Raw genomic sequence first — 17,337 nt, forward strand, 5'->3', positions numbered from 1 at the left:
GGAAGCCGGACGCAACGGCAGCGAGCTATTCGCCGGTTGCCAGCCGGCGTTCGCCGGATGAGGTCAGTTCGAGTTCGCCGAGGCGCCTGATTGCATAACCGAGGTTGGTCAGGCGCTCGCCGTGCGCTTGCGGGATTTCGCCTTGCGCCTTGCCCTTGCCGATCTCGGCCAAGGACGCAAATTCATCGGCGCTGAGTGCAACGCTGCTGTCTGTCATCAGGCAACCTCGTCGGTCCATACCTTGAAATTGACAAGGGTATTCGGACCGAAGGTTTGGGTGATCGGGACATCCGCGGCATCGCGTCCTTGTGCGATCAACACGCGACCGATCCGCGGCGTGTTGTTGCGCGGATCGAACATGTGCCAGCTTCCGCCGAGATAAGCCTCAAACCAGCCGGCGAAATCTCCCACGGCCCAGGGCTTCGGCGTGCCGATGTCGCTGAGATAGCCGGTGCAGTAACGCGCGGGGATGTTCATGCAGCGGCAGAACGCGATGGCAAGATGAGCATAGTCGCGGCACACGCCCTTGCCTTCGTCGTAGGCTTCCCGCGCCGTCTTGGTCGCGCGCGCGTGCTCATAGCCGAAGGCGATGTGACGATGAACGAAATCGCAGATGGCCTGGACCCGCGCCCAGCCGGGCGGCGTGTGCTCGAACAACTTCCATGCGATATCCGACAGGCGATCGGTCTCGCAGTAGCGACTGCCGAGCAGATAGACGAGCGTGTCGGTCGGCAGCGCCTCGACGGCGTGTTGAGCCGCGTTCGGGAACACTGGGTCGGGCAGGCCGCTGTCGCTCACGACGCCGTCGCCGGCAAGGCGAAAGGCGCCAGCCGGCGCCACGATGCGGCTGCACCAATTGCCGAAGAGGTCGCGATAGGGAGTGATCGGCACCGAGGGTCTGGTGGTCAGCAGGTCGGGCACGATGACATCGGAGGCGCGGGTGAAGTGCGTGCCCAGCACCATGATCATAGGCGTGGGCTGCGGGAATTCGTACAGCATCTCAAACCCGACGCGGAGCTTCATACGATTTTCCCTTGGCTAAGCTCGTAACATGGCTACGAAGCGGCCGATCACAAGGCTTTGACGGCTTATTCGGTCGCGGGCGGCAATTGGCGCCTCAAAAGTGCGGCACGGGCGAGAAAATGATAGCTAATTGCGGCGATTGCGCGCACGGTGCGGGAATGTCGAAAGATCTGTCGTTTCTGCGCCTATGCAGCGCCACGACTATTCGCGCGACGTGAAGCGCCTCATTCCCTCGCACCGGCGGAGCCGACTCGTAGCGACGTCGTAACAGCGGTCGTCGCGCATATTGCCCACTCCAGCGGTGAGTTGGACGCGGCAGGCGCGTGCCGCGGACACCTGAAGGTTTCACCGCGATCGATCATGAGATCGAACGCCAACCGAAAGCACCCGATGCAAACTCAACCGATGCAAGCTCTCTCGCCACGGCACGTCAAGACAGAAGAAGCGCTCCGGCTCGGCGTCGAGTCGGGCTGGTACGCGATCAAGGTCAGCGGGACCTTTGTCTCGGGCCCGCACGACTCGGAAGCGGATTGCAGTCGCAAGATCGACGAAATCAATCCGCCTCCGGTGAAGAAGAAGCGATGACGACACGGAGTTCGCCCGCTACGGCGTCTTGATACCCATCGCCTTCAACGCTTCCAGCATCTGCGCCGGCGGCGCCATCTTGATCTGCGGCGCCTTGCCCGTTTCCAGCAGGCTCTTCAGCCCCGACAGGATTGCGGGCCAGCCGGTGCGGCCGCCGGAAAGGATGTCGTCGCTGAGCGGGCGGTCGTGGCGTTCGCTCATGGTGAGGCGGACGGCCTCGCCGGCTTGTTCAATCTCGTAAGTGACAAGCGTCGCGCCGAGCTTTGCGACGAGGTCGGGCCAGTTGACGTTCCACGTCACCGTCAGCTTGTTCGGCGGATCGTATTCGAACACATCTCCCGAAATGTGTTCCGAGCCATCAGGCGCGCGCACGACGAATTTGCCGCCGAGTCTTGGCTCCATCTCGACCGCAAAGCCGGAAAAGTATTTGCGGCTGAACTCGGTGGAGGTCAGCGCCTCCCACACCTGGTCCGGCGTCGCGGCGATGTAAATCGTGTAGACGGTGAGCGGTTTGAACTGATCGAGGTTCATCTTGCATCGAATCCCTTGTTGAGGGCTGCGTGCGGAATGGCCAGCACCTTGCCGCTTTCCAGCAGGCTCTTGAGCCCGGACAGGATCGCCGGCCACCCGTTGGAAACGGCGTCGAAATATTTGCCGCCTTCGACGAAGCCGTCATGCAGCACCGTCAAACGCACGAGCGAGCCGAACGGTTCGATGGTAAAGACCACCCGCGAGATCGGCTCACCGCGCAGCTCCTCGTATTTTTGGTGCTTGAAGCTGTAAGACAGCCGCCGCGGCGGATCGGCTTCGAGGATCTCGCCGGAATCGGTGGTCTCGCCGTCCAGCAGCAGCGCGAAAGGGGAGCCGATTTTCCAGTCGGACCTGACCTCGGCGCCGAACCAGTATTGCTTGGTGAATTCGCTCGATGTCAGCGCCTCCCACAGCCTCGTTGGCCTTGTCTCGATGTAGGTGACATAGACGAATTGCGGCTTACTCATCGCGCTTCTCCAACTGGCGTTTCAACTCGCCGAGTGCGGCGAGCTTGCCGCGCTCGAATTTTTTGATCCAGCGTTCGCCGATCTGATGGATCGGAACCGGATTGAGATAGTGCAGCTTCTCGCGGCCGTGCCTGATGGTCGTGACCAGATTGGCCTCTTCCAGAATGGCAAGGTGCTTGGTCACGGCCTGGCGCGTCATCGCGAGGCCTTCGCAGAGCTCGTTCAGCGTCTGGCCGTTTCTGGCGTGAAGCCTGTCGAGCAGCGACCGTCGTGACGCATCGGCGAGCGCTTTGAAGACCTCATCCATGGCGGCGATAATAGGCAACCAAATGGTTGCATGTCAAGGGCAAGGTCGTGACTTCCGTTCCCGCCCTCGCCATGCATTAATGCCGCAAACCGCTCCCAGCGAGTCCTCCCCATGATGTCTCTGCAAGCCTATCTCGCCTTCCTTGCCGCCTGCATCGCGCTCGCGCTGTTGCCGGGGCCGATCGTCACCCTCGTCATCGCCAACGCGCTGCGCCACGGCACGCGCGCGGCGCTGACCAATGTGGCCGGTGCGCAGGCCGGCCTCGCCATCGTCATCGGCATCGTCGCGGTCGGACTGACCTCGCTGATGGCGACCATGGGGTATTGGTTCGACTGGGTGCGCTTTGCCGGCGCCGCCTATCTGGTCTGGCTCGGCATCAAGCTGATCTGGGCGCCGGTCGAGGGCGTCAATGTGGATGAGCCGCCGGCGCCGCCGCGCGGCGGATTCTTCCTGCAAGGTTTCCTGGTGCTGCTGTCGAACCCGAAGGTGCTGGTGTTCTTCGGCGCCTTCATCCCGCAGTTCATGGACATGAACCGCGACCACTTCCCGCAGGTCGCGCTGCTGGGAGCCACCTTCATGGTCACTGCGGTGATGACGGACGCGCTCTACGCCATCGCCGCGGGGCGGGCCCGGAAGTTCTTCTCGGCTCGCCGCACCCGCATGATGTCGCGCATCTCCGGCGGCTTCATGATCGGCGGCGGCATCTGGCTGGCGCTGACCAGGGCGAAATAACCGCCGTCGGGCTAATCGACCAGCCTTTCCGCCCGCAGCTCAACCTCGATCTCTGCAAAAATCCGCGCCAGCCGCTCGGCCCATTGTTGCTGGCCAGACTGGTCGGCGATCAGATCCTGGCGGATCTCGATGCCGGTATTGACGAGGCCGCGAGCTTCGCCGTGCACGGGGATGGTGTAGTCGGTGAGGTCGTTCACCGCATAGGGCTCGTTGTCGCCCACGACGAGATCGCCCTCGCTGCGGAGATGCCTGAGCAGCAGCTGCGGCAGCACGGTGTCGCGATTGTAGAGCGCGCCGATGTGCCAGGGACGCGCGACGCCGGCGTAAACGGGGGTGAAGCTGTGCAGCGACACCAGCACCGTCGGCCGCTTGTCGTGCACGCGGCGGTCGATCGCGGCATGGATATGCCGGTGATAGGGCTCGAAAATCTCGCGGCGGCGCGCTTTGCGCTCCTGCTCCGAAATTCCCTCGTTGCGCGGGATCGCGGTTGCTTCGGAAATCAGGGGAATCGAGCTCACGGCGGCGGGCGGGCGGTTGCAGTCGATCACCAGCCGCGAATAGCGCTGGGCGATCAGATGTGCGCCCAGCATCTCTGCCAGCCGGTCGGCGACACCCCCAATGCCGATGTCCCAGGCGATATGCCGCGTCAGCTCGTTCTCGGCGACGCCAAGATCGCCAAGCGCAGCCGGCAGGACCCGTCCGTAGTGGTCCGAGGTGAGCAAAAAAGGCGATGTCCCTTGCGCATTCACCTCGTGCACCGGGGGGACGTCACCCTCGCTGAGGAGTTGATTGGTCGCCCCGATTGTGTCTAAAGCCATCCTGATTGCCTAATGAAACAGCAGTCACCCCGAAGAATCGGGCGGGATTGCTATAGATTGGTCCGCCCGACATCACCATGATTGCCTGACGATGCCGTTGCTGACGATTCATCACAAGACCGAATATCGCTACACCCGCCCCGTGGCGTTCGGCGAACACAGGATCATGCTGCGGCCGCGCGACGGGCATGATCTGCGCGTGCTCGACTCCAGGCTCGAGATATCGCCCGAGCCGATGTCGCTGCACTGGATCCACGACGTGTTCGGCAATTCCGTCGCGATCGCGAATTTCGACGAGCGCGCGGACGCGCTGATCTTCGACTGGCACGTCACCGTCGAGCACAATCCGGTCGAGGAGTTCGCGCTGACGCCGGACGACTCGGCCTATTTCTATCCTTTCGCGTATGACGATGAGGAGTTTCCCGACCTCGTCCACTACATCACGCCGCAATATACCGATCCCGATGGCGAGATCGCGGAATGGGCGCGCGGCTTTCTCGACGAGGACGCGCCGACGCCGACCTTCAAGATCCTGAGCGGCATGACCCACGGTATCCGCGAGCGGTTCAAGTACCGCAAGCGCCACGAGCTGGGCACGCAGCATCCGCTCGACACCTTGCAGTCCGGTAGCGGAACCTGCCGCGACTACGCGCTGTTCATGATCGAGGCGCTGCGTCATCTCGGCATCGCCGCACGATTCGTCTCCGGCTACATCTTCCTGCCGGAGGATATCGAGCAGCGCCATGTCGGCGGCGGTTCGACGCATGCCTGGGTCCAGGTCTACCTGCCCAGCGCGGGCTGGATCGAGTTCGATCCGACCAACGGCATCGTCGGCACCCGCGACCTCATCCGCGTCGCGGTCGCCCGCGATCCGCGCCAGGCAATCCCGCTGCACGGCGTCTATATCGGCCCTGCCGGCGCGTTCGACGCCATGGACGTGACCATCAGGGTGGTGTCGGACGAGCAATGCAGCGGCGAGACACTCGAGGCGGAGGTTTTGTAGATCCGCTGCGATTTGCACGCTGCCGATTGATGGTTATAGAAGGCCATGACCTCCAATCGTCTCTTCGTCTACGGCACGCTGATGCGCGGCTTCGACCATCCGATGGCGCGGTTGCTTGCGGGCCACGCGGATTTTCTGGGTGAAGCGACCTGCCGCGGCCGGCTCGTTCTGGTGAAGCATTATCCGGGGCTGCTGCTCTCCGATGTGCCGTCCGACCGCGTCCACGGCGAACTCTTTCACCTGCGCGTGCCCGACGAACTCTTGCGCGAGCTCGACATGTACGAGGCCTGCGGCGAGGGCTTTCCGGAGCCGACCGAATATCTGCGCCAGCTGGTCGACGTGACAGGTGCAGACGGGGTGACGGCACCGGCCTGGACTTACATCTACAACTGGCCCGTCACCGATCTGCCGCGCATCGAATCCGGCCGCTTTCTTGGGCTCTAGCCCGACAGCACTTCCTTCACTGCGCGCACGTCGACCTCGCGCTCGACATAGCTCCACTCCTCGGTTCGCCTGAGCATCGCGACCAGCTCCTCGAACAGCGAGGCGTGCGCAGGCGCGAATTCGAACCAGGTCAGGAAGTCGAAGGGCCCGCCGAGGTCGCGGCAATGATAGAGCTGCCGCGCAATCGCAGGCAGGAAGCGCAGGCTGTTCGCGATGTGATGCGACTTGTCCTCGAAGATCCTGCGGCGCTCTTCCTGGGTCAGATCCCACCAGGCCTGCGACTTGCGGATCGGGATCAGCGCCCCACTGGTTGCTTCCAGCCGGCCGAGGCCGGCCTGCACGGCAGTGAGCTGCTGCTTCTCCGGGCGCTCGGTGTAGCGCAAGCTGCTCGCGACACCGACCAGGCGCCAGGCATTGCGCGAGGGCACCAGCGGCAACGCGATGGCCTCGCTGTCGGTGACCGACAGCGTTGGCATGAAGGCGAGGGGCTCGCCCGTCACCGGCGAAATCGAGGTGATGCGCCAACCCCCGCTCTGGCCGCCTCGGAAGGTCCTGAACATGGCCCCCATGGAAGCGTGGAACCGGGGCGGGTTCAAGCTTTCCGTCGAATCTTCGACCTGTGAATAGCCGGGAGAAGCCCTAAGTGCATCGTATTTCCCGGGGGCATCCTTATATGCCTATTCGTTGGCAAAACGCCCGACTCACCCCAGAAATCAACCTGATGCGCTTCACGCCCCAATTCCTCGACGAGCTTCGGGCCCGGCTTTCGGTCTCCGAAGTCGTGGGCAAGCGCGTCAAACTGAAGAAGGCGGGGCGAGAGTGGAAGGGGCTGTCGCCGTTCCAGCAGGAAAAGACGCCGTCCTTCTACGTCAACGACCAGAAGGGCTTTTACCACGACTTCTCCTCCGGCAAGCACGGCGACATCATCAGCTTCATGATGGAGACCGACGGCCTGCCGTTCGCGGAGGCCGTGGAGCGGCTCGCCAATATGGCGGGCCTGCCGCTGCCAGCGGTGACGCCGGATGCGGCGCGTCAGGAGCAGCGGCGCCGCTCGCTGCATGACGTCATGGATCTCGCCGCCAAGTTCTTTGCCGAGACGCTGGCCTCTCGCGTCGGCGCCAAGGCGCGCGGCTATCTCGCCGACCGCGCGATCTCGCCGGCGACGCAATTGCAGTTTCGGCTGGGCTATGCGCCACCTGATCGCTTTGCGCTGAAAGAGCATCTCGGCAAGCTCGGCGTCTCCGTCGACGACATGGTCGAAACCGGCATGCTGGTGGCCGGCAACGACATCCCGGTGCCCTATGATCGCTTCCGCGATCGCGTGATGTTTCCGATCACGGATCTGCGCGGCCGCGTCATCGCCTTCGGCGGGCGCGCGCTGGAGAAGGACGTTCCGGCCAAGTACCTGAACTCGCCGGAGACGCCGCTCTTCCACAAGGGCGACAATCTGTACAACCACCAGACCGCGCGCAAAGCCACCCATGACGGCAGCCCCCTCATCGTGGTCGAAGGCTATGTCGACGTCATCGCCATGGTCACCGCGGGCTTTGCCGGCAGCGTGGCGCCACTCGGCACCGCGCTCACTGAAAACCAGCTCGCGCTGCTCTGGAAAATGGCGGACGAGCCGATCCTCTGCTTCGACGGCGACCGCGCCGGCCAGAAAGCCGCTTATCGTGCCGCGGATCTCGCCTTACCCTTCCTCGCGCCCGGCAAGAGTCTGCGCTTCGCCCTGCTGCCGGAAGGGCAGGACCCCGACGACCTCGTGCGCTCCGGCGGTCGCGGCGCGATCGAGGAGGTGATCGCGGCGGCGCGTCCGCTCGCCGAGATGATCTGGTCGCGCGAGCTCGAAGGCGGCAATTTCGCCACTCCCGAGCGCCGCGCCGCGCTGGAGGCGCGCATCAAGGAGCTCTCCAACGGCATCCGCGACGAGGTGGTGCGGCGCTATTATCGGCAGGATCTTGCCGAGCGGCTCCAGCGTGCCTTTGCCCCCGAAGGCGGGCGCGGCGGCTTTGGCGCCGGCCGTGGCAATTTCCGCCCCGGGCCCGGCGGTCGCCAGTTCCAGCCCCGCGGTGGGGGAGGCGCGAATCGATTCGGCGGTCAGGGATTTGGTGGCCGCCGCGGCCCGCCCGGCCCGATCCAGCTGCCCTCCGGGCCCTATCAGGCGGCGAGCGCGCAGCTGGCGGCAAGCCCGATCATGCGCGGCCAACGCAGCGCCATCTCCCGCCGGGAGGCCCTGATCCTGCAAATCCTGATCAACCACCCCTGGCTCCTCCACGATCATCTCGAGGAAGTCGCGGCCCTGGAGCTGGCCCATCCCGAGGTCCATAAGCTCCGGGCCGGCATCATCGCCGCCTTCGCCAACGACCATCACCATTCGCCGGACCCCGGCGAGCTCGCCGAGAAGATGCGCAGCGACCTCGAGAAGGGTGGATTTTCTCAGGCCCTTCAAAGGGTTGAGGGCGGCATCACGACCGCGGCGGTGTGGGGCGCCCGCGAGGGCGCCGCACGGGACGACGTTCTCTCCACCTGGCATCAGCTGGTCGCCTTGCATCGGCAGTACCATTCACTACTTAGAGAGCTGAAAGACGCCGAGCTGGCCTTGGGGGAAGATCCCAGCGAGGCCAACATGGCGTGGCTGCGCGACGTCAAGGCTCGGATAGGCGAAGTCGACGGCACCGAGGCCCTGATCGAGGGTTTTGGCGAGCTGTCGGGCCGGTTCCAGAAGAGCGTGTGATGAAAGAATCATGCGGACGGCCGGGACCGGAACCGCTAAAAGACTCGCCAAATCCGAGGTTTGGCGGCAAAAACAGGGTTAATCGAGGCTTAACGGTCTTGTAGCACTTTGGCCACCAGGCGGCCGCAGGCAGAACAGACGCGTCAGGAATGAATCCGCGCAATTGCTGTTGGCACTACACCTGCATCCGCTGCGACAAAGAGGCTCTACGAAGCGTTAGGCAAATCCGGCGAGTGAAAGGTCGGGGGTGGCGACAAGAGGTCCGCGCCGCCCTTTCCGTGTCGAGATCTGACGAAGCGAGAGCATCGAGCAACAGGTTCAAGTGATTTCACGCGGGCGCGGCGAACGTCTGTGTGAAACGCGTTTAGGAGCAATGGATGGCCACCAAGGCAAAGACGCTGCAGGCGAAGGACAAGGAAAAAGACGACAAGGCAGCGGACGCGCCGGAGAAGGACTCCCAGGACGCGCCCTCGCCGTTGCTCGATCTGTCCGACGCGGCCGTGAAGAAGATGATCAAGCAGGCCAAGAAGCGCGGCTTCGTGACCTTCGATCAGCTCAACGAAGTTTTGCCGTCCGACCAGACCTCTCCCGAGCAGATCGAGGACATCATGTCCATGCTCTCGGACATGGGCATCAACGTCACCGAAGCCGACGATAGCGAAGGCGAGGAGGACAAGGACGAGAGCGGCGAGGACGAGACCGACAACGAACTGGTCGAAGTCACCCAGAAGGCCGTCACCGAGGTCAAGAAGAGCGAGCCGGGCGAGCGCACCGATGATCCCGTGCGCATGTATCTGCGCGAGATGGGCACCGTCGAGCTGCTGTCGCGCGAAGGCGAAATCGCGATTGCGAAGCGCATCGAGGCCGGCCGCGAGGCGATGATCGCAGGGCTGTGCGAAAGCCCGCTGACCTTCCAGGCCATCATCATCTGGCGCGACGAGCTCAACGAAGGAAAAATCTTCCTTCGTGACATCATCGATCTCGAAGCCACCTATGCCGGGCCCGATGCCAAGGCCGGCATGAACAATGCGATGATCGCCGGTCCGAACGGCGAGACCGGTGAAGCGACGGCCGAAGGCGGCCAGGCCACCGGCGCCGCGCCCGCGCATGTCGCGCCGCCGGCCGCACCGCCGGCGCCGACCCCGTTCCGCGCCGCGCCTGCGCCCGGCAATGCCGGCGACGCCGCGAAGGATCCGGCGGAATCCGCCGCCGAAGCCGACATGGACGAGGACGACGAGTTCGAGAACCAGATGTCGCTTGCGGCGATCGAGGCCGAGCTCAAGCCGAAGGTCGTCGAGATCTTCGACAAGATCGCCGACAGCTACAAGAAGCTGCGCAAGCTGCAAGAGCAGGACATCCAGAACCAGCTCGAGAGCACCTCGCACGGGCCCTCGCTCTCGCCGCACCAGGAGCGCAAATACCGCAAGCTCAAGGACGAGATCATCGTCGAGGTGAAGTCGCTGCGCCTGAACCAGGCGCGTATCGACAGTCTCGTCGAGCAGCTCTACGACATCAACAAGCGCCTCGTCTCCCATGAGGGCCGCCTGATGCGCCTTGCCGACAGCCATGGCGTCGCGCGCGAAGACTTCCTGCGCAACTACACCGGCTCGGAGCTCGATCCGCGCTGGCTCAACCGTGTCTCGAAGCTGTCGGCCAAGGGCTGGAAGAACTTCGTCCATCACGAGAAGGACCGCATCAAGGACCTCCGCCACGAGGTGCATCAGTTAGCTGCGCTGACCGGCCTGGAGATCATCGAGTTCCGCAAGATCGTGCACTCGGTGCAGAAGGGCGAGCGCGAAGCCCGCCAGGCCAAGAAGGAGATGGTGGAAGCCAACCTCCGTCTCGTGATCTCGATCGCCAAGAAATACACCAACCGCGGCCTGCAGTTCCTCGACCTGATCCAGGAAGGCAACATCGGTCTGATGAAGGCGGTCGACAAGTTCGAGTATCGCCGCGGCTACAAGTTCTCGACCTACGCCACGTGGTGGATCCGGCAGGCGATCACCCGCTCGATCGCCGACCAGGCGCGCACCATCCGCATCCCCGTGCACATGATCGAGACGATCAACAAGATCGTGCGCACCTCGCGGCAGATGCTCAACGAGATCGGCCGCGAGCCCACTCCTGAGGAATTGGCCGAAAAGCTCGGCATGCCGCTGGAGAAAGTGCGAAAAGTCCTCAAGATCGCCAAGGAGCCGTTGTCGCTGGAGACGCCCGTCGGTGACGAAGAGGATTCACACCTCGGCGATTTCATCGAGGACAAGAACGCGATCCTGCCGATCGACGCCGCGATCCAGTCGAACCTGCGCGAAACCACCACGCGCGTGCTGGCCTCGCTCACCCCGCGCGAAGAGCGCGTGCTGCGCATGCGCTTCGGCATCGGCATGAACACCGACCATACGCTGGAAGAAGTCGGCCAGCAGTTCTCGGTGACGAGAGAGCGTATTCGTCAGATCGAAGCGAAGGCGCTGCGCAAGCTGAAGCACCCGTCAAGGTCGCGGAAGCTGCGGTCGTTCCTGGATAACTAGTTCAAACGCCGCCACTTGGCTGTTGAAACAAGAACGGCGGGCGAAAGCCCGCCGGTTTCGTTCACGCCTAGTTCGACAGCGTTCAGCCCAAAGAGGCTCATGCTTTTCCAATCGAATATACACCCGACGAGAGAGGCGCATCGATTCTGGAATTCCGGGTGGATGGCTCCAGCCTCGACGTCGCAAGGATCGACATCTATGCTTCGATGATGCCGGCTCACCTCACCGTCTGGTACAACACCCGCTGCCCCGTCTGCGATGCCGGCATCGGCTGGCAGCGCAACAAGCTGTTGGCGTTGGTCGCGCGGGCACAATCGAATTCAGGGATATCAACGAGCAACCCGATGCGCTGGCGCGCTTTGGCGCCACACTCGACGACATCAGGCGCCGCCTGCATGCCACCGACGAGGCCGGCCAACTCATCGTCGGTGCGGATGTCGCGATTGCGCTGTGGACGCTGACCCCGGGGGAGGGGTGGCTTGCGGGGTTGTTCGGCAATCGCGTGGCGCTGCCGTTCACCCGGTTCTTCTATGATCGGTTTGCCGATCTGCTGTTTGCCTGGAACAGGCGGAGCGGGCGCTGGTGAGCGCCTGCCTGGGTCGACCTATTTCTTCTTCGCGCCGACCCGCTCGAGGTTCTTGATCTCAAGCGCCGGGCGGCCGGATTTTTCGGCGATCTCGCGGTCCTGCTCCATGATATAGGCGCGGGCCGGCTCGTCGCCGTCGAGGCCGCCGAGCAATTCGGCGGGCACGCGCCGGTTGGAGCGTTGTGAGCCGTCTTCATAGAAGACGTTGAAAAAGGCGAATTCGCCCTTGGGATTGGTTCCGGGTTTTTTGGCCATGGCCGGCTTTTCGTCGATCAGGGGGCCATAGTCAAATGACTTTGGCAGGTTTCCGGTGGCTGGGCGCGGGGCCCTGCAGCGGCAGAACCAGCTGCGCGATCGATCGACGAACCCATTTACGAGGCGCCTCGATGTCGGGCGGAAGCGTCCAACGCTTCGTAAAACCCGATGCGCTCCTTAGGAGATCCTTGCCTCACCCTTGCCTCAACAAACGGCGGGCCGCGAAGCCCGCCGTTTATTTTGGTCTTCAGCGTCGCCCGGGGCTGGCGGGGCGACAACCTAGAATAGAATATTATATCGGCGCCATGCCGTGGCAAGGCAAATCGTTGGCGCTGCGATGCCGCAGCGAGCGCATGAGATATGCAGTGGTCGCGACATCGGACTTCATTCGTCGAGCCAGGATGCGATTGGTTCTGGTGAGGATTTGCCGCTTTGACGCGAATCTGGTTCCCGGGCATGATCGCGCGCCGCTCTCCCGCCCATTCCCTGTAGGATTCATCCGAATGTCGAAATACGCCTTGGCCATCGCCTTCATCGCCTGTCTGGCCGGCGGATCGGCGCAAGCCGCGCGCTGCGGCGGCGACTTCAACAGCTTTGTCGCCAGCATGGCCTCGGAAGCGCAGGCCGCCGGCGTCTCGGCGAGCGTGACCAGCGCGGCGCTCAGCGGCGTGCAGCAGGACGGCGCGGTGCTCGCCTTCGACCGGCGCCAGCGCTACACCTTCAACAAGAGCTTCGAGCAGTATGTCTCGACCCGCGTCGGCCCCGGCCGCATCAATGGCGGCAAGGCGCTGTTGCAGCGCCATGCCGCGCTGCTCTCACGCATCGAGCAGCAGTTCGGCGTGCCCCGCTATATCCTGGTTGCGATCTGGGGGCTGGAGAGCGATTTCGGCAAGGGCGACATCGGCAAGCTGCCGGTGGTCCGCACGCTGGCGACGCTCGCGCATGACTGCCGCCGCACCGAGCTATTCCAGGGCGAGCTCCTCGCGGCGCTGAAGATCGTGCAGCGCGGTGACCTGCCGCTGCGCGACCTGATCGGCGCCTATGCCGGCGAGATCGGCCAGACCCAGTTCCTGCCCTCCTCCTACATCAAGTACGGCGTCGATTTCGACGGCGACGGCCACGTCGATCTCCGCCACAGCGTCCCCGACGTGCTCGCCTCGACCGCGAACCTGCTCCACACCAGCGGCTTCAAGATGGGCCAGCCCTACAGCGAAGGCACCGCCAATTTCGAGGCCATGCGCGAATGGAACAGGGCGGTGATCTATCGCAAGACGATCGGGTATTTTGCCGATCGGCTGGCGGGGCAGTGAGGGGAGCCAAAGAGACGGAGCACTCGCGCACATACTTGGTGTCATCGCCCGCGAAGGCGGGCGATCCAGTATTCCAGAGACCGCGCGAGAATACGGAGAGGCTGCGGCGTACTGGATTCCCCGCCTTCGCGGGGAATGACAACGGAGAGGTCCGTGAACGCTCGCCAGGACGACGGTTTAATTCGACGGCGCCCCTCACTCCGTCCCCTTCGCCATCCTCTCCAGCTTGCGCTGCAACGGCGCCCAGTACGTTGCCGGGCGGAAGCGCTGCAGGAGATCCATGAAGCGGGCGTCGTTGCCGATCAGGATGCGCGGCTCGTTTCTCTCGATGCCCTTGATGATGCGCAGCGCGGCGTCTCGGGGCGTGGTCCTTGCCGCGTTCTCGAACCGCTCGATCGATTGCGACCGGCGTGCGTTGTCGGTGACGCCGACCCCGGTGCGCGAGTTGCGGGCGATGGCGGTGGCGACGCCGCCAGGATGCACGACCGACAGCCTGACAGGGCTGCCCGCCATGGCCAGCTCATGCCGCACGCTCTCGGAAAAGCCGCGCACCGCGAATTTCGCCGCGGCATAGGCCGACTGTCCCGGCGGGGCGATGATGCCGAAGATCGAGGACAAATTGACGATGTGCGCCTCTGGCCTCGTCCTCAGATGCGGCAGGAAGGCGCGCGTGCCGTGCACCACGCCCCAGAAATTGATGTCGAACAGCCAGTCCATCTGCGCCTGGTCGATCTCCTCGAACGATCCCATCAGTGCAACGCCGGCATTGTTGATGACGATGCCAAGTGCGGGATGCGCGGTGGCCGCCTCACGCGCGAATTGCGCGATGTCGTCGGGCTCGCTGACATCGACGCGATGCAAGCTGAGCTTGCTTGCGGCGCCGATCTCGGCCGCGAGCGTCTTCAGCCCGGGCTCGTCGGGATCGGCGAGCGCGAGATCGCAGCCGCGCCGTGCAAGTTCGATCGCCAGTGCGCGGCCGATGCCGCTTGCCGCTCCGGTGATAGCGGCGGCGCCGCGGATTGCAGTCAAGATGATCCCCCCGTCGAGCCACTTGAGCGGAACTATGATTTACATTTTTTCATATTGGAACCGAACCGCATGGCGGTTCCCACCTTAACCTACGTTACTTGATGAAGACAGGCAGCATTGGGAGCCGCCGATGGGACAAGCAAAGCCGTTTCGAGCCACCGCACTGATCGTGGAAGACGACCTCATGCAGAGGGAGATGCTCAGTCTTCTTCTCGAAGAAAGCGGCTACGACGTCATTCAATGCGAGAGCGCCGAGGCGGCCGAGCTTGTGCTGGAGAAGAGCGCCGGCGCGCTCTGCCTGATGATGACCGACGTTCAGCTTGCCGGCCGCATGAACGGCGTCGAGCTCGCGCATGTCGCCAAGGACCGCAACCCGAAGCTCGACGTCGTCGTCACCTCCGGCCGGCCCTTGATGCAGGCCTTGCCGAACGGCGCGAAGTTCTGGGCCAAGCCATGGGCGCCGCTCGACGTGCTCCGCGAGGCCGAGATCGCGCAGCTGTCCTGAGGGTCGATCCGGCAGGCCGGCTTTCGTGGTCCGCGGCGCGGTGATAAGGTCGGTCCATGACCTTGTCCTTCCTGCTCACCTCGCTGATCGTCGTCGCCTCGCCCGGCACCGGCGTGCTCTACACGCTGGCGGCCGCGCTGACCCGCGGCTCGCGCGCGAGCATCGCCGCTGCCTTCGGCTGCACCCTCGGAATCGTGCCGCACATGACGGCCGCGATGCTGGGGCTCGCCGCCGTGCTCCACACCAGCGCGCTCGCCTTCGCCGCGCTGAAATGGTGCGGTGTCGCCTATCTGCTCTACATGTCCTGGCAGGCGCTGCGCGAGACCGGGGCGCTGGCAGTCGACGGCGAGATCCGCGAGCGTTCGGTCGGTCGGTCGGGTGATCGTGACCGGCTTCCTGATCAACATCCTCAATCCAAAACTGTCGATCTTCTTCCTGGCTTTCCTGCCGCAGTTCATCGCCGCGGACGAAGCCCCTGTGCTGGCGCGAATGCTGGAATTGAGCGGCGCCTTCATGGCGATGACGTTTGCGGTGTTCGTGGTCTACGGCCTCTGTGCGGCATCGGTGCGCGAGCGCGTCATCTCCCGCCCGCGTGTCATGGCCTGGCTGCGCCGGAGTTTTGCCGCCGGCTTCGCCGCGCTCGGCGCCAAGCTGGCGTTCGCGGAGCGATAGCTTCTCCAGCCAACAAAAAAGCGGGCCTTGCGCCCGCCATCTTCCAACTCAGAACTCCCACCCGACGCCCGGGCGGAGCGTGCTCCACCCGGGCAAAGAATAAGAAGCCTCGCTACTTCTTCTTCGCTGCCTTCTTGGCCTTCTTCTTCGTCGCCTTCTTCGCCTTCTTCGCTTTCTTAGCCATAGGATCCTCTTCAGGGTTAATGGTGAAACGCGACACGAGGGATGCTCGGCGGAGGGCCAGCCTCGCAACATCCTCGATGACAAGCTCAGCAGATTCGCGCGCTTCTGCCCCGCGCTGTCACATCCGTGTCATCGCGTTATCCACAGCTCAGATGCATTTTCGGGTGATTTTAGCTCACGAATCCGCATCGCCGGCATGCCTAACGATCCGACAATGCGCCAGCCGTTCATGAATCCAAAACCAAAGTCATGCTTTCGCGGATCGCAGTGAGACTCCGTTAAGCGCGGCGGCGGCATTGTCCCCCCAAAGAAAACGGGGACGGGATCATGGACGGTCAGCTGGCAGGGACGGAGGGCGCGACGCTGCGCGCGCCGCGTGCGCCATGCTGAACGTGCCGACACTCTGGACCGTGTTCGTCGTCAACTTCCTGGCGCTCGGCCTGATCTGGGCCTACGTGATGCGCACCTATCCGAAATTCGCGGCCGCGCGGTTCTGGATGGCATCGTCCTTTATCGGCGCGACCGGCGCGATGACGGCCCTGCTGCGCCTGTTCGTCGCGTCTCCATTGCCGCTCCTGCTTGGCGCCGCCGGCGTCATCGCGGCGAGCTGCCTTGCCGCCATGGGCATTCAACGCTTCTATCACCGGCCGGTCTCATGGCGCGTCATGATCGCAACAGCAGGCTTAAGCCTCGCCGGCGTCGTGTTCTTCCTGGTCGGCTTCGACAACATGCAGCTGCGCATGCTCTGCTACACGCTCGGTCAGGCCGTGCCGCTGGTGCTGGCGCTGCGTCTGTTGCTGTCGCCGCCGGAAGGCCGCGTCAGTCCGGGCGCCCGGCTGTCCGGCATCGTCATCCTCGCCATTATCGCGATCCTCGTCGTCCGCACGGTGGGCAATCTGCTCGGCGGCGATTTCTCGGCAAGCGCCGGCGGCCAGGCTCATGGCGTCATGGTGCTGGGTCTCCTGTTCCTGTCCATGACGCTCAATTTCGGCTTCCTGCTGATGGCGATGGACAGCTTGCGCAACGAGGTCGCCGACCTCGCGCTACTCGACGATCTCACCGGCGTCGCCAACCGGCGGCATCTGTTGCAGCGGCTGAGCGAAGAATGCGCCCGCTCGGAGCGCAGCAGCGAGCCGTTCTCGCTGCTGGTCATCGATCTCGACGGCTTCAAGACCATCAACGACACCCATGGCCATGCCGCGGGCGATGCCTGCCTCCAGCACTTCACCCTGATGGCGCAGACGCGCTTGAGGCCCGGCGACATGCTCGCCCGCACCGGCGGCGACGAATTCTGCGTCGTGCTGCCGTCGTCGACCTTGCGCGAGGCGGCTGCGATCGCCCGCCGCGTGCTCGAGGTCTGCCGCCAGGATGCCGTCAGCTGCACCGGCATCGACATTCCGATTGCGATCTCGATCGGGGTGGCGCAGTGGGACCGCGGCGTCGGCCAGTTTCCGGACCGCCTGATCGCGCATGCCGACCACGCCCTCTATGCGGCCAAGAAGAACGGCAAGAACGACTTTGCCGTCCACGATCCAGCGCCACCGCTGATGCCTGACCCGATCGGTTCAGGCGAGGCCTTGCGCAAATTCGCGTAAGGGCGTGCTAACGTCAGGTCCGCATTGGAC

General features: G+C 64.0%; 18 protein-coding genes and 2 pseudogenes. 11 read left to right on the plus strand and 9 right to left on the minus strand.

The window, feature by feature from the left end:
• Positions 1 to 25 precede the first annotated feature (25 nt).
• Complete coding sequence (locus IVA93_RS05715) at positions 26 to 217, minus strand: hypothetical protein (protein ID WP_018453604.1); 192 nt, start codon at positions 215 to 217, stop codon at positions 26 to 28.
• Entirely contained in the window at positions 217 to 1,023 is an 807-nt protein-coding gene (locus IVA93_RS05720; protein WP_018453605.1) for a transglutaminase-like domain-containing protein, read from the minus strand. The genes IVA93_RS05715 and IVA93_RS05720 overlap by 1 nt, the downstream gene beginning before the upstream one ends.
• Positions 1,024 to 1,428: 405 nt before the next feature.
• Here IVA93_RS05720 and IVA93_RS05725 point away from each other — a divergent pair, with 405 nt between their 5' ends.
• Positions 1,429 to 1,608: a hypothetical protein gene (locus IVA93_RS05725; RefSeq protein ID WP_018453606.1), complete on the plus strand. Its 180-nt coding sequence runs from the start codon at positions 1,429 to 1,431 to the stop codon at positions 1,606 to 1,608.
• A gap of 18 nt (positions 1,609 to 1,626) precedes the next feature.
• Here the strand turns inward: IVA93_RS05725 and IVA93_RS05730 are convergent, their stop codons facing one another.
• Genes IVA93_RS05730 through IVA93_RS05740 form a run of 3 tightly spaced genes read right to left on the minus strand, consistent with a single transcriptional unit; the run spans position 1,627 to position 2,913 of the window.
• Positions 1,627 to 2,139: an SRPBCC family protein gene (locus tag IVA93_RS05730; protein WP_247371588.1), complete on the minus strand. Its 513-nt coding sequence runs from the start codon at positions 2,137 to 2,139 to the stop codon at positions 1,627 to 1,629.
• Complete coding sequence (locus IVA93_RS05735; RefSeq protein WP_018453608.1) at positions 2,136 to 2,606, minus strand: SRPBCC family protein; 471 nt, start codon at positions 2,604 to 2,606, stop codon at positions 2,136 to 2,138. Before IVA93_RS05735 ends, IVA93_RS05730 begins: the two co-directional genes overlap by 4 nt.
• A complete protein-coding gene (locus tag IVA93_RS05740) occupies positions 2,599 to 2,913 on the minus strand; it encodes an ArsR/SmtB family transcription factor (RefSeq protein ID WP_007614659.1) in 315 nt (104 codons plus the stop codon). The genes IVA93_RS05735 and IVA93_RS05740 overlap by 8 nt, the downstream gene beginning before the upstream one ends.
• Before the next feature lie 111 nt (positions 2,914 to 3,024).
• Here IVA93_RS05740 and IVA93_RS05745 point away from each other — a divergent pair, with 111 nt between their 5' ends.
• Positions 3,025 to 3,645, plus strand: a complete 621-nt coding sequence (locus tag IVA93_RS05745) for a LysE family translocator (RefSeq protein ID WP_018453609.1) — start codon at positions 3,025 to 3,027, stop codon at positions 3,643 to 3,645.
• 11 nt (positions 3,646 to 3,656) lie between these two features.
• On the opposite strand, the gene IVA93_RS05750 is transcribed toward IVA93_RS05745, so the two are convergent.
• Positions 3,657 to 4,463: an N-formylglutamate amidohydrolase gene (locus tag IVA93_RS05750; protein ID WP_026232564.1), complete on the minus strand. Its 807-nt coding sequence runs from the start codon at positions 4,461 to 4,463 to the stop codon at positions 3,657 to 3,659.
• 91 nt (positions 4,464 to 4,554) lie between these two features.
• On the opposite strand from IVA93_RS05750, the gene IVA93_RS05755 reads away from it, so the two are divergent.
• A complete protein-coding gene (locus IVA93_RS05755) occupies positions 4,555 to 5,466 on the plus strand; it encodes a transglutaminase family protein (protein WP_018453611.1) in 912 nt (303 codons plus the stop codon).
• 45 nt (positions 5,467 to 5,511) lie between these two features.
• On the plus strand, positions 5,512 to 5,910 hold the full coding sequence (locus IVA93_RS05760; RefSeq protein ID WP_018453612.1) for a gamma-glutamylcyclotransferase family protein: 399 nt from the start codon (positions 5,512 to 5,514) through the stop codon (positions 5,908 to 5,910).
• On the opposite strand, the gene IVA93_RS05765 is transcribed toward IVA93_RS05760, so the two are convergent.
• Positions 5,907 to 6,470: a chlorite dismutase family protein gene (locus IVA93_RS05765; protein ID WP_018453613.1), complete on the minus strand. Its 564-nt coding sequence runs from the start codon at positions 6,468 to 6,470 to the stop codon at positions 5,907 to 5,909. The genes IVA93_RS05760 and IVA93_RS05765 overlap by 4 nt on opposite strands.
• A gap of 161 nt (positions 6,471 to 6,631) precedes the next feature.
• On the opposite strand from IVA93_RS05765, the gene dnaG reads away from it, so the two are divergent.
• The 3 genes and pseudogenes from dnaG to IVA93_RS05780 all read left to right on the plus strand — a co-directional run bounded on the left by dnaG (position 6,632) and on the right by IVA93_RS05780 (position 11,758).
• Positions 6,632 to 8,644, plus strand: a complete 2,013-nt coding sequence (dnaG, locus tag IVA93_RS05770; RefSeq protein WP_018453614.1) for a DNA primase — start codon at positions 6,632 to 6,634, stop codon at positions 8,642 to 8,644.
• Positions 8,645 to 9,021: 377 nt separating this feature from the next.
• Entirely contained in the window at positions 9,022 to 11,172 is a 2,151-nt protein-coding gene (rpoD, locus tag IVA93_RS05775; protein WP_018453615.1) for an RNA polymerase sigma factor RpoD, read from the plus strand.
• Positions 11,173 to 11,378: 206 nt separating this feature from the next.
• A pseudogene (locus tag IVA93_RS05780) lies at positions 11,379 to 11,758 on the plus strand (thiol-disulfide oxidoreductase DCC family protein).
• Positions 11,759 to 11,776: 18 nt separating this feature from the next.
• Here IVA93_RS05780 and IVA93_RS05785 read toward each other — a convergent pair.
• Positions 11,777 to 12,013 (minus strand): hypothetical protein, encoded by a 237-nt coding sequence (locus IVA93_RS05785; protein WP_007614643.1) that lies wholly within the window; start codon positions 12,011 to 12,013, stop codon positions 11,777 to 11,779.
• Positions 12,014 to 12,516: 503 nt separating this feature from the next.
• Here IVA93_RS05785 and IVA93_RS05790 point away from each other — a divergent pair.
• Positions 12,517 to 13,323, plus strand: coding sequence for a lytic murein transglycosylase (locus tag IVA93_RS05790; protein ID WP_018453618.1), 807 nt, complete (start codon positions 12,517 to 12,519; stop codon positions 13,321 to 13,323).
• Between the two features lie 195 nt (positions 13,324 to 13,518).
• Here IVA93_RS05790 and IVA93_RS05795 read toward each other — a convergent pair whose 3' ends face one another.
• Entirely contained in the window at positions 13,519 to 14,352 is an 834-nt protein-coding gene (locus tag IVA93_RS05795; RefSeq protein ID WP_018453619.1) for an SDR family NAD(P)-dependent oxidoreductase, read from the minus strand.
• A 130-nt stretch (positions 14,353 to 14,482) separates the two neighbouring features.
• On the opposite strand from IVA93_RS05795, the gene IVA93_RS05800 reads away from it, so the two are divergent.
• From IVA93_RS05800 to IVA93_RS05810, 3 genes and pseudogenes are all read left to right on the plus strand, one after another.
• On the plus strand, positions 14,483 to 14,857 hold the full coding sequence (locus IVA93_RS05800) for a response regulator (protein ID WP_018453620.1): 375 nt from the start codon (positions 14,483 to 14,485) through the stop codon (positions 14,855 to 14,857).
• Positions 14,858 to 14,913: 56 nt separating this feature from the next.
• Positions 14,914 to 15,529: pseudogene (locus IVA93_RS05805) on the plus strand (LysE family translocator).
• Between the two features lie 566 nt (positions 15,530 to 16,095).
• Entirely contained in the window at positions 16,096 to 17,307 is a 1,212-nt protein-coding gene (locus tag IVA93_RS05810; RefSeq protein WP_018453623.1) for a GGDEF domain-containing protein, read from the plus strand.
• Positions 17,308 to 17,337: the final 30 nt, after the last annotated feature.

This window comes from Bradyrhizobium sp. 155 (assembly GCF_023101105.1).
Taxonomy (GTDB): Bacteria; Pseudomonadota; Alphaproteobacteria; order Rhizobiales; family Xanthobacteraceae; genus Bradyrhizobium; species Bradyrhizobium canariense_D.